Annotated in this window: 13 protein-coding genes and 2 pseudogenes; 9 read left to right on the top strand and 6 right to left on the bottom strand. The window is 70.3% G+C overall.

Going from position 1 to position 13,565, the window contains the following annotated elements; all coding sequences use genetic code 11:
- Window positions 1–13: 13 nt before the first annotated feature.
- The 3 genes from AMK22_RS32640 to AMK22_RS32630 form a co-directional block, all read right to left on the bottom strand.
- Window positions 14–1,081 carry an IS110 family transposase gene (locus tag AMK22_RS32640; RefSeq protein ID WP_073791000.1) on the bottom strand — a complete coding sequence of 356 codons (1,068 nt, stop codon included), beginning with the start codon at window positions 1,079–1,081 and terminating at the stop codon, window positions 14–16.
- Window positions 1,082–1,332: 251 nt separating this feature from the next.
- Entirely contained in the window at window positions 1,333–2,877 is a 1,545-nt protein-coding gene (locus AMK22_RS32635) for a peptidoglycan DD-metalloendopeptidase family protein (RefSeq protein WP_073790998.1), read from the bottom strand.
- 13 nt (window positions 2,878–2,890) lie between these two features.
- Window positions 2,891–3,871, bottom strand: coding sequence for an alpha/beta hydrolase (locus tag AMK22_RS32630; protein WP_073790997.1), 981 nt, complete (start codon window positions 3,869–3,871; stop codon window positions 2,891–2,893).
- A gap of 180 nt (window positions 3,872–4,051) precedes the next feature.
- Here AMK22_RS32630 and AMK22_RS32625 point away from each other — a divergent pair.
- Window positions 4,052–4,291: pseudogene (locus AMK22_RS32625) on the top strand (helix-turn-helix domain-containing protein); the annotation flags it as partial.
- A 91-nt stretch (window positions 4,292–4,382) separates the two neighbouring features.
- Window positions 4,383–5,375: an IS630 family transposase gene (locus tag AMK22_RS32620; RefSeq protein ID WP_443333334.1), complete on the top strand. Its 993-nt coding sequence runs from the start codon at window positions 4,383–4,385 to the stop codon at window positions 5,373–5,375.
- A gap of 285 nt (window positions 5,376–5,660) precedes the next feature.
- On the opposite strand, the gene AMK22_RS38835 is transcribed toward AMK22_RS32620, so the two are convergent.
- The gene (locus AMK22_RS38835) at window positions 5,661–5,888 is read right to left on the bottom strand and encodes a hypothetical protein (RefSeq protein WP_107430694.1); all 228 of its coding nucleotides are present in this window, start codon (window positions 5,886–5,888) and stop codon (window positions 5,661–5,663) included.
- 243 nt (window positions 5,889–6,131) lie between these two features.
- Between AMK22_RS38835 and AMK22_RS32610 the strand changes: the two genes are divergently transcribed.
- From AMK22_RS32610 to AMK22_RS32595, 4 genes are all read left to right on the top strand, one after another.
- On the top strand, window positions 6,132–7,202 hold the full coding sequence (locus tag AMK22_RS32610) for a helix-turn-helix domain-containing protein (protein WP_242434247.1): 1,071 nt from the start codon (window positions 6,132–6,134) through the stop codon (window positions 7,200–7,202).
- A gap of 288 nt (window positions 7,203–7,490) precedes the next feature.
- Window positions 7,491–8,768, top strand: coding sequence for a phosphotransferase (locus tag AMK22_RS32605; protein WP_079186523.1), 1,278 nt, complete (start codon window positions 7,491–7,493; stop codon window positions 8,766–8,768).
- 238 nt (window positions 8,769–9,006) lie between these two features.
- A complete protein-coding gene (locus AMK22_RS32600; protein ID WP_143203623.1) occupies window positions 9,007–9,441 on the top strand; it encodes a hypothetical protein in 435 nt (144 codons plus the stop codon).
- 333 nt (window positions 9,442–9,774) lie between these two features.
- A complete protein-coding gene (locus tag AMK22_RS32595; protein ID WP_073790989.1) occupies window positions 9,775–10,290 on the top strand; it encodes a hypothetical protein in 516 nt (171 codons plus the stop codon).
- A gap of 66 nt (window positions 10,291–10,356) precedes the next feature.
- On the opposite strand, the gene AMK22_RS32590 is transcribed toward AMK22_RS32595, so the two are convergent.
- Together AMK22_RS32590 and AMK22_RS41420 are read right to left on the bottom strand one after the other, a co-directional pair.
- On the bottom strand, window positions 10,357–10,614 hold the full coding sequence (locus AMK22_RS32590; RefSeq protein ID WP_143203622.1) for a hypothetical protein: 258 nt from the start codon (window positions 10,612–10,614) through the stop codon (window positions 10,357–10,359).
- A 222-nt stretch (window positions 10,615–10,836) separates the two neighbouring features.
- A pseudogene (locus tag AMK22_RS41420) lies at window positions 10,837–11,051 on the bottom strand (DUF6233 domain-containing protein); the annotation flags it as partial.
- Between the two features lie 344 nt (window positions 11,052–11,395).
- On the opposite strand from AMK22_RS41420, the gene AMK22_RS32585 reads away from it, so the two are divergent.
- The 3 genes from AMK22_RS32585 to AMK22_RS41415 all read left to right on the top strand — a co-directional run bounded on the left by AMK22_RS32585 (window position 11,396) and on the right by AMK22_RS41415 (window position 13,560).
- Window positions 11,396–11,797, top strand: a complete 402-nt coding sequence (locus AMK22_RS32585) for a beta/gamma crystallin domain-containing protein (protein ID WP_073790985.1) — start codon at window positions 11,396–11,398, stop codon at window positions 11,795–11,797.
- 140 nt (window positions 11,798–11,937) lie between these two features.
- A complete protein-coding gene (locus AMK22_RS39740) occupies window positions 11,938–12,075 on the top strand; it encodes a hypothetical protein (RefSeq protein WP_158072105.1) in 138 nt (45 codons plus the stop codon).
- A 480-nt stretch (window positions 12,076–12,555) separates the two neighbouring features.
- Window positions 12,556–13,560, top strand: coding sequence for a hypothetical protein (locus AMK22_RS41415; RefSeq protein WP_242434246.1), 1,005 nt, complete (start codon window positions 12,556–12,558; stop codon window positions 13,558–13,560).
- The last annotated feature ends 5 nt before the right edge of the window (window positions 13,561–13,565 follow it).

Below are 13,565 nucleotides of genomic sequence, written 5' to 3'. Positions count from 1 at the left end.
CTCCTATAGATCGTCAAGCGGTCTGTCGGAGCGGTTCGGTGGTGTGGGTGACATGGGGTAGGTGTCGATAGATCTCGCGGGCGACGAACCGTTTCAGGCACCGGACGATGTCCTTCTTGGCCATGCCTTGGGCGGTGCGGCGGGCCACGTATTCCTGAGTGCGCTGGTCGTACTTCATCCGGACCAGCACGATGGTGTGGAGAGCATTGTTGGCCGCGCGGTCTCCACCGCGGTTGAGGCGATGGCGGTTGGTATGGCCGGACGAAGCCGGGACCGGAGCGGCTCCGCAGAGGTGGGCGAAGGCCGCTTCGGAGCGGAGCCGGTCGGGGTTGTCACCCGCACTCGTCAGGAGTTGCCCAGCGGTCTCGGGCCCGATGCCGGGTAGGGCGATCAGCCTGGGGGCGGCCTGGGTTACCAGCGGCCCGATCTCCTTGTCGGCGTCCTTGATTTCCTCGCTGAGTGCCTGGTAGCGGCGTGCGAGCCGCCGCAGAACGGTCCTGACCGCGCAGGCGGGATCGGCGAGCTCGCCGGTCGGGCGGGAGCGGGCCAGGGTGTCGATGAGGTCCCGCGCGGACAGTCCTCGCAGCTTGTCCCGGACGCCGGAGGGAGCGGTGACGATGAGGGTGCGGATCTGGTTGATCGTCTGGGTTCGCGCCTTGACGGCGCTCTTGCGGACTACCCGCAGGGCCCGGATCGCCTCCACAATCCCGTTTCTGGCCTTGGGTGTGCCGCCGGCCCGGCCGGAGAGGACCGCGGTCGCGGCGCCGTAGGCGTCGATGGGGTCGGACTTGCCGTTGTCCCGCCTGGCTTCGCGGTCCGGGCGGTCCACCTCGACGACCGTGATCCCGTTCGCGGTGAGGAACCGGGCGATCTCGGCACCGTAGGCGCCGGTACCCTCGATCCCGACCGCGAGGACCTCAGCGTGCGAGTGCAGCCAGTCCAGCAGCCGCTGGTAGCCCGCCGGCGTGGTCTCGAACGCCTCGGTGGCCAGGTGCCGGCCGATGCCGTCGATGACCGCGGCCTGGCGGAGATCGGTGTGGGTGTCGATCCCGCCGATCACGGCTATCCCGTCTGCTGCCATGCTGATCCGTGCCGCCCTTCCAAAGCTCACTGGTGGGAGGGCACGGGCGGGTCGGGCAGACGGACAAGACAGTGATGGGACCTTTGGCCGGGCTCCTATGAAGTCACAGAAGCCCGACCGGCCACGCGCCGAGTGGCATCGCCCGGCAAGCCGACGATTCCCGAGAAGGACAGCCGAAGCGCCAGTCAGATCAAGAGTCAGACCCCCAGGCGATGCCAAGGTCAATCCTCACCGTCAGATCAGGACTCAGATCAGGGGACGGCGGGGCCGGAAGTGGTGTTCAGCCAGGCCCACTCGGACCAGCTGGAGAACCCGGTCTGCCACTTGTGGTAGATGCCCGCCGGGCTGCTGCCGAGCACCTCGATGCGGCCGTCCGCGTTGGTGGCGGCCGTGATCTCCGTGCCGCCGGTGCCGAAGGTCTCCCATGCTCCGTAGGGGGCGTTGACGCCGGTCTGCCAGAGGTGCTGGGCCACGGTGCCGTTGAGGGCGAAGACCTCGACCCGGCCGTCGGGCGAGCGTTCGCTGGTGAGCTGCGCGTCGGCGGGGCCGCCGGTCGGCTCCCAGCCGGACCAACCGGTCAGACTCGTCTGGTACTTGTGGAAGACGCCGACCGGTCCGGAGGCGAAGACCTCAAGCCGCCCGTCCTGGTTGTGGTCCACCGTCAGATCGCGGCCGCCGCTGCCGAAGTCCTCCCAGGCCGACCAGCCGCCGTTGACCGCCGTCTGGTAGAGGTGCTGGAAGGAGTCTCCGTTCAGCGCGAAGACCTCAAGGCGCCCGTCCGGGGCCTTCGCCATCTCGATCTGGCTGTTCGCCGGGCCGCCGCCAGCGGACTCCCAGCCGGACCAGCCGCCGTTCGGCCCCGTCTGATACCGGTGGAAGACCCCGACCGGCCCCGAGGCGAAGACCTCAAGACGCCCGTCGCCGTTCGCGCCCACGGCGATGTCCCGGCCTCCGCCACCGAAGCTCTTCCAGTCCGACCAGGCTCCCGAGGCCTTGAGCTGATACCTGTGCTGGAAGACGTTCCCGTTGATCGCGAAGAGTTCGAGCCGGCCGTCCGCGTCCGGACCAATCGCCAGTTCCGCGCCGCCCGGCCCGCCGAGTGACTCCCACTCCGACCAGGAGCCGTTTACCGCCGTCTGCCAGGCGTGGTGGATCCCGTCGGCCGCGGCCGCGAAGACCTCCAGGCGCCCGTCGGCCGACTTCGCCGACACCACCCGGCCCGACTCCGCCGGATACACCAACGGCGCGGGGTGGGGGCCGCTGCCGGGTACGCAAGGCAGTTCCACCCCGCCCTCGGCGAGATACGGCTCGGGGGCGATGCCGTACGTGGCGGACGGGTCGCCCCAGATCCGCAGATGGAGGTGCGGACCGGTGGAGTTGCCCTCGGAGCCGATCAGGGCAATCTGCTGACCGGCCACGACGTGGTCGCCCACGAACACGTCCCGCTGGTACATGTGCCCGTACTCGGAGATCTTTCCGTCGGGGTGCTGGATGCGGATCCACTGCCCGTAGCCGGGCTCGTATCCGGAGATGGTCACCTCGCCGTCGCCGACGGCGTAGATGGGGGCTCCGTAGGCCCCGCCGATGTCGACGCCGTTGTGGCCGCTGTGGAAGTGCTGGGTGACGGGGCCGGCGGCCGGGCAGGCGGTGGCGGAGCCGAGGACCTGCGCGGGAGCCGCGGCCGCGCGGACCGGCGTCCGCGCGTCGGCCGCCGACGCCGTCAGCAGTCCCGGCGCCAGGGCCGCGGTCGCGGCGAGCAGGACGCGCAGCGCGCGCCCGGGAAGGGCCGACAACACGTGAGGCCCCCCGTCAGGCCTTGCGGAGGCGGTCGATGACGCCGTTGATGTCCCGTTCGAGCAGGTCCCCGCGCACGAAGTGGCCGCCGGGCACCTCGTACGACTCGTACCGGATGCCCACCCGGTCGAGGTTGGCCTTGAACTCGCGCTGGGTGTCGAGCACCACGGTCTCGTTGGCGTAGCCCTGGATATCCTCGGGGCTGGTGCCGGCGACCAGGAAGACCCGCTTGTTGCGGTAGCTCTCGATGCGCTCGATCGGGTTGTCGGCGCTGACCCGCGCCTGGTCCCAGAACGGCATGCCGTAGACGCTGCCGCCGCCCAGCTCCACGGCGGCCGAGGAGAGGTTCGCCCAGTGGGTGACGGCGCCGTTGAAGCCGCGCAGGCTGGCCGGGCCGGAGTGGGCGCTGACGGAGGCGAAGTGTCCGTAGTACTTGGCCGTGTACTTCAATGCGCCGAAGCCGCCCATGGAGAAGCCGGAGACGGCCCGGCCGTCGTACTCGGCGTAGGTGCGGAAGTTCGCCTCGACCCACGGCAGCAGCTGGGACATGTGGAAGTGCTCCCAGTTGCGGGGGCCGACGGCCGAGGCGACCGGGTTGGAGTACCAGCCAGCGCGTCCGCCGTCGGGCATCACGACGATGAGGCCCTTGCTGGCGGTCAGGCCCCGGATGTTGTGGTGGGCGTCGAAGGTGATGAAGTCCTCCAGACCGCCGTGCAGCAGGTAGAGGACGGGGTAGGTGCGGCCGCTCCAGTGGTAGTCGTCCGGCAGCAGCACGTTGACGCCGGGGTTCCAGCCGATGGCGTCGGTCTGGAAGCGGTAGTACCACATACGGGGGTCGTTCTCGTTGCGGTCGACGATCCGCAGGCCGAAGCCGTCCCCGGCGGCCGCGGCCGTGGGGGCGGCGGCGAGGACGCCGCCGGCGCCGAGTGCTAGGGCGGCGGTGAGTCCGCCGGCGGACCTGAGGATGTTCCTGCGGGAGGGATGCTGCGCGGTCAACGTGACCTCCTGGGAGGAAGCGCGGGGCGTAGGCCGGTCCGGCCGCCCGTGACGGGCGGTTCGGAAGCTAGCGACGCGCCTCCCGCGCGGAGAATCCGGAAGGTTACGGACTGACAGGAGCGGGCGGGGTGGGCTAAGGGCTGTCCCGTAACTGCTGGTCAGGGGTGAGATGATCTTGCCGTGGCTGGTGTGATCACGGCGTCGGAGTCGTCCTGGATAGCCCCGTTCACTGGGCTGAGCCCTCGGCAGTTCGGCAAGTTGGTCACCGCGCTACGGCGTGAGGGCGCCGACCCAGTCCGCAAGGGCCGGCCCTGGAGCCTGCCGTTGGAGGACCGGTTCCTGCTGGTCGCCGCGTACTGGCGGACCAACCTCACCCTGCGCCAACTCGCCCCCTTGTTCGGGGTGTCGAAGTTCGCTGCCCGAGTCGAGCACGCCTTCGCCCGCATGAAGACCTGGAAGATCCTCCGCGACTGCCGCCGCGCGGACCTGGTCGCCGGACGCGCAGGAGGCTGTGCGGTTGCTGGCAGTGTCCGCGCTGGTGGAGGGACGGGACCGGGTAGAGGTCGCCGCCCTGTTCAAGGTGTCGGTCAGGGCCGTGGACAACTGGTGGGCGAAGTGGCAGGCCGGTGGCCGGGACGCACTGCTGTCCCGCCCGCGTGGCCGCCGCGTGGGGGAACACCAGGTGCTGTCCGAGGCCGAGCAGGCCGCTGTGAGGCAGGCCATCCTCGATCACACCCCCTCCGGCCTGGGACTTTCCGGTCAGCTGTGGACGCGTGGGCTGACAGGCGAGCTGATCTTCAAGCTGTACGGGATCCGCTTCACGGAGCCCGGGGTGGGCGAGTACCTCAAACGCTGGGGGCTGACCCTTCGGCGTCCGGACAAGCGGGCGGTCGAGCAGGACCCGGAGGCGGTCCGCGCCTGGCGTGAGGAGACCTGGCCGGTGATCCGGGCCAGGGCGAAGGCGGAGAAGGGTGAAGTCCTGTTCGCCGACCAGGTCGGCATCCGCTCGGATCAGGTCACCGGCCGCACCTGGGGCGTCAAGGGGCGGACTCCGGTCGTCCGCCGCACGGGGAACCGGTTCTCCGTGAACGCGATGTCCGCGATCAGCATGCGCGGCCGGATGCACTTCGTGGTCTTCACCGAGTCGTTCGACGCGAAGGTCATGTGCCGCTTTCTTGCCCGGCTCGTCGGGCACTTCGACCGCAAGGTCCACCTGGTCGTCGACCGGCACCCGGCCCATCGCTCGAAGACCGTCCGGACCTGGCTCGCCGACCATAAGGACGAGATCGAGCTGCACTTCCTGCCATCGTACTCACCCGAGCCGAACCCCGACGAGGTGGTCAACGCCGACCTCAAACGCAGCCTGCCCCACACCCACCGGGCCAGGAACCAGGCCGAACTCGCCGCCGAGACCCGCAGGTTCTTCCACCGCCGACAACGCCAACCCCACATCGTGCGCGGACACTTCGGTGGCCGGCACGTCCGCTACATCCTCAACGAGTGAACACAATGAGTTTCTGATCAATAGGTTGAACTCGTGGTGTTGTCTGACGGCAGGCCATCGGCTGCGGTATTACCGGGGCATGCGGTATCCACAAGGGGGGCGGGCTGACCGCCGAACGTCAGCAGTTTCGTGAGGAGCGAGCTTCCTGGTGGAAATGCAGCGGCTGATACCAGGGCTTCACGTTGCCGAGTTCACCGACTGCGAGGTCTGCGCCATTTTGGAGTCGTCCCCGCCCGGGCCGCCCGACGCGAGCGTCTGCCCGCCGGTGCCGGGGCTCCAGCCGGATCACGGCCGGAGTAGGCCGCTGATCTCCGCCTCGGTGAGGGCACGGTCGAAGACCATGACGTCCTTGATGCCGCCCGGGAAGTGATCGACCGGCCTCCTGCCGTAACGGGGCCGAATGTCGGGTGCGGCTCCGTCGTGGATAGCGGTCGGGGCGCGGGTGGGGCCCCTCGTCGCCCGGTCACCGGAGGCGTACCAGGAACCCCCGGGGGCCACCAAGGCCGAGCGCACGCGTCACGGGGTGAGCCTTGGCGGCCCCCGGAGAACCCTGGTCCGGCGAAGCTGCCCGACCGACGAGGGACCCCACCCGCTCAGGCGCCGGTTCTGCCGGAGGCCCGGCCCCGCGCTGCCTGGCCGGTCGTTTGCCCGACGCGCCGCGCGGGGGTAGGTGATCGCTCTGTGGCGGGTATCTGCCGGATAGCCACCGGTTGACGCGCCCGTCCGGCGTACCGTGGCGCTGGAGGTGGTGAGCGGATGGCTACGGAACTCACGGAGCTGGCGGACAACGTCCGCAAGTACCGGCGTCGGGCCGGGATGAGCCAGGAGGAACTGGCCCACGCCGCAGGCGTGTCACCGGGCACGGTGCGCAAGGTGGAGCAGGGCGGAACGGTCCGCATGGAGACGCTGCACACCCTCGCCCGCGCGCTGGGGGTGACCACTGCCGCGCTGATGGCGTCGGACGCGCCGGAGCCCATAGGGCGGGCCGAGGAGCCGAACCGGCGCAACCTGATCCAGCTTCGCGCCGTGCTCACCCCAGCCGTCGGACTCGTGGACCAGGGAGCCGAAGTCGCAGGCGAGGAACCGAGTCTCCGTACCTTCAGCCGTGCGGTACGAGACGCGCGGGAGCTGTACTTTTCCGACAGCTACAAGAGCGTCGCTGCCCAGCTTCCCGGCCTGCTACGCGATGCCTCCCTCGCTGTGGCCTACTACGACAACGGCGACGAACACCGGCAAGCCCTCTTGGCCCGGGCCGAGGCGCTGCGTCTGGCCGGCACGTACCTCACGCAGGTGAGGCAGTACGACATCGCGTACGCGGCCCTGAGCCGCGCCATCGCGGACGCCAAGCAGAGCGGGGACTTGCTCGCGGCAGGCTCCGGCGTCGGCGGCATGTGCTGGCTGCTGGTACGTCAGGGCAGACTGGACGAGGCGGAGCGGATCGCAGCCGAGAGCATGGACGCGGTCGAGCCGAAGATCACCGGGGCCGAGCCGGACCACTACGCGGTGTGGGGCGGGCTTGCCATGGAGGCCGCAGCCGCAGCCGCCCGGAACAACCGCCCGGACGAAGCCAAGGAGTACCGCAAGGCGGCGCGGGTGGCGGCAACCGCCGTCGGCACCGCGCACCGCAACCTCTCTCGCCACTGGTCCGTCTTCGGGCCCGTCACCGCCGCCCTGAAGGCACTCGAAGACTCCATGGTCATCGGGGTGCGGCGCCGTCGGAGACGCCTGCAACGGTATCCGGATCTTCACCGAGGATCCCGCCCCGGAACCTGCGGACACGATCGCCCTCGCCATCGCCGGAGCGGAAGCAGCCGAGGGCATCCGTGACGCTCTGGAATCCGACTGGGCTCTCCATACCCCGCAGCAAGCTGCCGTCGTCGCCTCCGCGTTGTTCGCTCAGATGAGCGCAGCGGCGGAGGCCTTCGAATCGCTCCGCTGTCTGATCCAGCACGCTGAAGCCCGCCGCGAGACCGCGTTTACCACTGATGCGGTAGACGGTCTGACGCACGCCGCCGCAGCCGTCACCTTCGCCCACAACTTCGCCCCCGGCGTCGCGGGCGCCCTGAAGCATCCTGGACCAGTGGGCAGCCATCGCGGCCGCCCGCCGCTCAGCCGGTGACCGCCGCCCCTGGCGCCGTCTGTCACGCTGCGGTGCTCGATCAGGCCCGCACCCGCTTGCTGCTGGTGCGCTGCGGCGGCCAGTGGGCGCTGCCCGCCGTGACCGTGGACGGCCCGTGGTTCGAGACCGGGCAGGTCGCCGAGGCCCTGCGGGCCCAGACCGGAACGGACGTCTTCCTCCAGCGCTGTCTGCTCGGCGACGACAACCTGGCGCCCGCGCCGGAACGGCTCTACGCCGGGCAGGCGCTGGACCGGCCCGCCGAGACCGCCGACCGCCGCTGGTTCGACCTCACCGACCTGCCCTCGCTGCCCGGGGCACCGTCCGACGCACCCCGGGTCGTGCGGGCGTGGATCGCCGGAGACCTCGGCGGGCAGGACTGGGAGCGCCCCGACTGGCTCGACGAAGTCACAGCCTTCCTCACCGCGCGGCTCGGCCACGACCCAGGGCGCCCGCGCCAGTTGCGCACCTGGCCGCGCTCGTCGGTGTGGCGGGTGCGGCTGCTGTCGCCACTGATCTTCAAGGCGTCACCGGCCGTCTTCGCCGACGAGGGCACGGTCGGTGACACGCTGGCCCGGCTGTTCCCTGGGTCGTTCCCCGCCGTCCTCGGCCATGACCCGGACCGCCGCTGGGTGCTGATGGAGGAACTGGCAGGCCGCCCGCTGACCGACTGCCCGCTGCCGCAGTGGCAGACGGCGCTGGAGTCCTTCGCGGCCCTCCAGATCGAAGCCGTCGGACTGCGGGACGAACTCCTACGCGCCGGCTGCCCGGACCTGGGGATCTCCCGGCTGCGGAAGTGGACCGCCGAACTGCTGGGCCCGGCCGGGCCAGTGGACTCCGGCAAGGTGGCCGGGCTCTCCCCCGGCGAGGCCTCGGCGCTGATGTCGCGGTCCGGGGGGTTCGACCGGGCGTGGCGGCGCCTGGCGGCGTTCGGCGTCCCGGAGACGCTGGAGCACGGGGACTTCCGGCCCGGTCACATCGTCGTCGACCGCGACACGCCGAGGTTCTTCGACCTGTCGGACGCAGCCGTCTCGCACCCGTTCTTCAGCGCCGTCACCCTGCTGGACTTCGAACCCGTGCCCGGCACGGCACAGCAGGCCGACGATCTCCGGGCGAGCTACCTGCGCCCCTGGGCAGCCGCCTACCCGCACGCCGACGTCGAAGCCGCCTTCGAGGCGGCCCGCCCGCTGGCCGTGCTGCACGCCGCCCTCGTGCGGTGGTTCCGGCTGCTGCCGGCTGTGACGCCGCGGGAGAAGTGGGAGTTCATGGTCCTCTAATGGCTCCGTCGGCTGCCGAACCCACCCTCACACCCGTCATCGGGCTGACACCAGGAGCGCGGCTGTCGCGGCCAACCGGGCCTTGGAGCAGGGCGGCTGGCGTGTCACCGACCCCTGGACGGAGACGCCGCCGACGGACGACGCCCCATTCACCGTGACAGTCGAGAAGGCCAGCGTATAGCCGGGACACGAGCAGGACATCCTTGCCCCAGGCGTTCAACAACCAGGGGGCAGTACGTTGTCGTGGAGAGATGCGGTCCAGCCGGCCCTGAGGATGCTGCTCCAGCCGGAGACCCGGCTCGACCCGCACCTGGAGATACTGCGCCTGGGCGCGGAACACGAGGACATCGAGGCCGAAGACATCGTGGTGACCCTGGCCCTGGGCGGCGCACTGGTGACCGGCACCCTGGTCTCCACCGACACCTGGGAACGCCTGCACCTGCGTCAGCTCGGCGACCACGACGACACCCTGCGCCGGGTCGCGCGCCACGCGATCGGGCACTTGGACGAGGCCGCGGAGAAAGGCCGGCGCCGCCGCGAGGTCGACCCCCGCTTCCTTCACCTGCAGGACGTGACCCACCGCTCCGGCCGGGCCACCCACACCCTGCCGACCTGGCGCGGCCCGATCTCGGCGATCAGCGGCTGGTCCCTCGGCGAACCCGGCAAGAACTGATCTGCAGCCGCCGCGTATACCTGTTCCCAGGGACCGGCAGACCGGAATCCGAAAGACCGTCACGGCCCCAACCCTGCCCCTACCGCGAGGGCATGACGCACGATCACCCGACCGCGCCCGCCACGGCGCTGACCGCGCGAGCCGAGTACGACACCGACTGACACGTCTACATCGACGACCCCGCCCGCGGCCCCCTCGGCTACTGCACCGGCACCGGCCCCGACGAACCGTTCGACCCCGACGCCGCCACCCGCGCCAAGGTGGGCTCGCCTCTTCCGGCGATCCACATCCAAAGTCCCACACGCCAGGAGGACGACGATCGAAGATCGGCTGGTGACCACACAGCACCGCCCCCAGGTAATCCGCATCGCCCGGGCCGCCGCACTGCTCGCCGCCACCCTCGCCCTGGCCGCCGGCTGCGACGGCGAGCCGCCGGCCGGGCACGAAATACGAATCAACAAAGCAGTAGGCGTGGCCTCCTTCAAGATCACCTGCACGCGTGACCTGTGGGATCGCACGAGCCACCCCGAGTACGGTGCCGAGTCGTTCGACGACGCCAAACCGCGCAAGCTGGCGGGCGCGCAGGGCGAGCGTGGCCTCGTCGAGATCACGCTGACCGGCACCCAGCTCGTCGACTATCTCGACCAACTCGCGATGGACATCGGCGGCGGCCTCTTCGCGCGTGGCGAGGACAAGCCCATGGCTCAGCGCATGTATGCCGCGATCGCCCCTGTGGTCGACCGGATCCAGAAGGACACCCCGCCCACCGAGGTCCCGGTGGCCACCGTGGACGACGCGATCGCTCCCGCCGGACCCGAAGCGTCGCCTACCGCCGGCATACGCACCTGACAGCCCTACAAGAGCAGGGCAAGTTGTCCGGGCAGCACCCTCCGCCCCGGGTTTTCGGCCGCCCCGTCAGCTCTCCGCCTGTGCCCCAGCGCCATGGCCGTACGCGCGAGGGGCGGGGTCCGGCGCCGCGGGGTGCTGGCCAAGGACTCCGCGGGCGCGCATGTCGGCGAGCGAGTCGAGGTCGGGGCGGTACAGCGTGCCCCCGTCCAGATCCGCGTCGGCCGCATGGACCCGGGGATGAGCGGGGCCGGGGGCGGGGGTGTCCGTCGCAGCGGGGGAGCGGTGTTCGGCGGGGCCAGGCCCCAGCCGGCGGCGGGTCGTCATTCCCAGATCGTACGGACACCGCGTGCGCCAGGGCCTCTGCCGCACGTCAGGCACCGGCCGCTAGTGCCGCTCCTGGCAACGTTTGCCCCGTCGCACCGTCCCGCACGCACGCTCGCGGCGTTGGCCGAGAGCCCACGTAGCCCGCTACGAGGGCTTTCGACCGCCTTGCGATCGCACGCACCGGACGACGCTCCTTCCGGGCAAACCTTGCCGGTCACGGCACTAGTCCTCGTGGCCGAAGCCCCGGAGCACCGGGTCGAGCTCGGCCGCTACCGCACCAGGTACACAGCCTGACTCCCGGCCGCTCCGCAGCATTCAGCGCCCGGTCCAGGGACAGCACGGGCGCCCCGGGCGGGGCCTCGTCGCAGTCGACCGCATGCTGCCTGGCCGGGCCGGCGGCCGCCGAGTTTCTGCAGCACCCAGCCCGACGGCCGCTGGTCGCAGGTGCCCAGGCCCCGCCAACGGGTCCTGGAAAGCAGCGCGCTGAACATCCGTCACTGGGATCAGGTCGTGAACCAGTCGCCCACCTGCGCGCCGCACGGTGGGTGCAGGGTGCCCGCCACCTACGACTCGGACACGCGGGGTTGAACCCGATACGCCTGTTCACTCGAAGAGTGGTTCTTCATACGCCGCCCCGGCCCCTGAACCAGTCGCATCGTTGCAGGTCAGGAACACTCTTTGCGTTTCCGATCGCGTGCAGGGCTTCCCACCACGTGAAAGCCAAGCGTAGTCGGCATGTAACGGTTTGCACTCCTTCTCCCGGATATGAGAGTGAGAGAACATGAAGCTGCCTGTGCGCCGCTCCTTGGGTGTCGCTGCTGCCGCCGCCGTGGCGGTGCTGGCCGCCACGGCCGCCTCCGCCGTAGCCACGCCCATCACGGCGGCTCCGGCTGCAACCGCGCCCGCCGTGTCGTACATCAACCGCACGGCTTGCAACGAGACCAGCTACGTCGAAATTCACAACAACAACGGCAAAGACGTGCTCTGCTACGCCAACGCCGGACAGACGGCCGTCGCCATCTACGGCGTCAACTGGGTCGAGTCGGGGAACAACGTCGTGACCTTCCAGTTCCAGCGGAGCCTGAACAACCCGAGCCTCGAAAGCGTCACGCTCAAGAAGTGGGATACGTGGAAGGCCGGTAAGAACCCGGTCCACAAGATCGTCTCGATCAAGATCCACTAACTTCGCCGTTTCGGCTGGGGCTGACCGGATACGCGAAAGTGCCTTCTGAGCTGGGGCGATGAACCTTGTCTAGGGGTTCTTTCGGTCCAGGCGGAAGGCACTTTCTGCGTACAGCGGTTTGGCGATGCTGGAGAGTGACGGTGGAGGACGCGAGGGAGTCCTATGAGCGGGTCTACACCGACCTGCTCGGTGTCGTGGCGCGGCTGGACAGTCTGAGGCGACACGGCGGTCGAAACCTGGACCCGACGGCCAATGCGGCGATGTACGCCTGCGGCTAAGCGGGCGCCCTGCAGAATTTCCGTTCCTCCGGGGCCGCTGAACCCGTTCAAGACGTGGCACCCCTGTACGCCCCTCAGAGCGCCTGTCAGCCGCCCCGGGTCCCCCTGGGCTGGGGCGGTTCGTGTTCCCGGCGCAGAGGGGTGTACAGCGGTTCGCCCGCCGGGCAAGCCGGGGCTCACGCGGGCGAGGGACCGTCGCTACCGCCGACCGTTGTTGTAACCGAGGTTGGTCCAGGCCCTGGTCGGGGCTGTGGGTCAGTTCCGGCGATGGGCCGCGCAGGCGACCACGATGAAGGGGAGCAGGAGCAGGCCGAGGGTACTGACTCACCTGATGACGGGGGCGCGCTCTTGTCACCCGCCGTAGGCGAAGTACAGGTAGTAGAGGGCGCTGCGCCTGTGGAAAACCCGGCTGGTGGTGACGTCGCGGCCGCCGCGGACGAGGCTGGGCTCGCGCTTCGCGCAAGTGGAAAGAGCAGGCCCGTGTCGAATCCGGTGGTGGAAAAGCGCGGCAGCAGGTCCGGGAGCGGCCGGGGTTCGTCGTACGACGGTCCGCTGGTGATGAGCGCGGAGGTCTACGCGCTGCTGGAGCCGGTGCACCACCTCCTGGCGAAGGTGTCCAACCCGTTCGTCGTCCGGGAGATCGCCCGTGAAGTCACCCGCCAGCTCGAGGACGGCACCGCACCGGATCGGCTGTACCAGCAGCTGACCACCCGCTGCGCGTCGGCGACGGTCTCGGAGATCCGGGATGCGGGCCGGTGGCTGCTCGGGGTCGCCCTGCCCCGCTGGGGCTGCGGCCTGCAGGACTGCGAGGCTGGCGTGATCTGGCGGACCGGTGCCCGGTGCGAGGTCTGCGCGGAGATCGTTCAGGACAAGGCCGCCGCCCGGCAACGCGCCAACCGCGCCGCCCGGGGCCTGTGCCCCGAGCACGGCACCCGCTCCGGCCCGGCCGGACACTGTGCCGACTGCGAGCTCGACGCCGCCATCGGCCGACCCACCCAGGTTCCGGTGCAGCAGACGCCGGAAGGCCCGCCCTGCGGCGCCTGCGGCGAGTGCGGCGTGTGGATCTACATGATCGGCCATGCCCTGACCGATGGCCTGTGCAAGCCCTGCCGCGAGGACTTCCGCCCCCTCACCGCTCCCGCGCCCCGGCTGGCAGACGCCCCTGCGCCCTACAAGACCATCACGGTGCCGGAGCCGCCCACGGCAATCAGCCCGAGGACCTGCATCGGCCGCGAGAAGCCGCTCCGTGCACCAGGAGATCGCCGGGGCGGTGGCCTGATGACCAACGTCCCACCGCCCACCGGCGTGGCTCTCGCCCGCCAGGCCCTGGCCGCGGCCCGGGAGGCGGCGAAAAAGAACGGCGCCACCACCAAGAAGCCGAAGCGGCGATCCGGCACCACCGTACGGCGGGACGGGCGCGAGCCGCTCGGGCTTGGTGCGGCGATCGGCATGATGATGGCCGAGCGCGGCCTAGGGTCTGTGTGATGTCG

This window comes from Streptomyces sp. CB01580 (genome assembly GCF_001905795.1).
GTDB lineage: Bacteria > Actinomycetota > Actinomycetes > Streptomycetales > Streptomycetaceae > Streptomyces.
This window is presented reverse-complemented; position numbering and strand designations above follow the sequence as displayed.

What these genes read in the sequence shown, in the direction of transcription:
- AMK22_RS32590 (WP_143203622.1), bottom strand. Translation starts at nt 10,614, where the DNA reads ATGACGACCCGCCGCCGGCTGGGGCCTGGCCCCGCCGAACACCGCTCC.
- AMK22_RS32640 (WP_073791000.1), bottom strand. Translation starts at nt 1,081, where the DNA reads ATGGCAGCAGACGGGATAGCCGTGATCGGCGGGATCGACACCCACACC.
- AMK22_RS32585 (WP_073790985.1), top strand. Translation starts at nt 11,396, where the DNA reads ATGAAGCTGCCTGTGCGCCGCTCCTTGGGTGTCGCTGCTGCCGCCGCC.
- AMK22_RS32610 (WP_242434247.1), top strand. Translation starts at nt 6,132, where the DNA reads ATGGCTACGGAACTCACGGAGCTGGCGGACAACGTCCGCAAGTACCGG.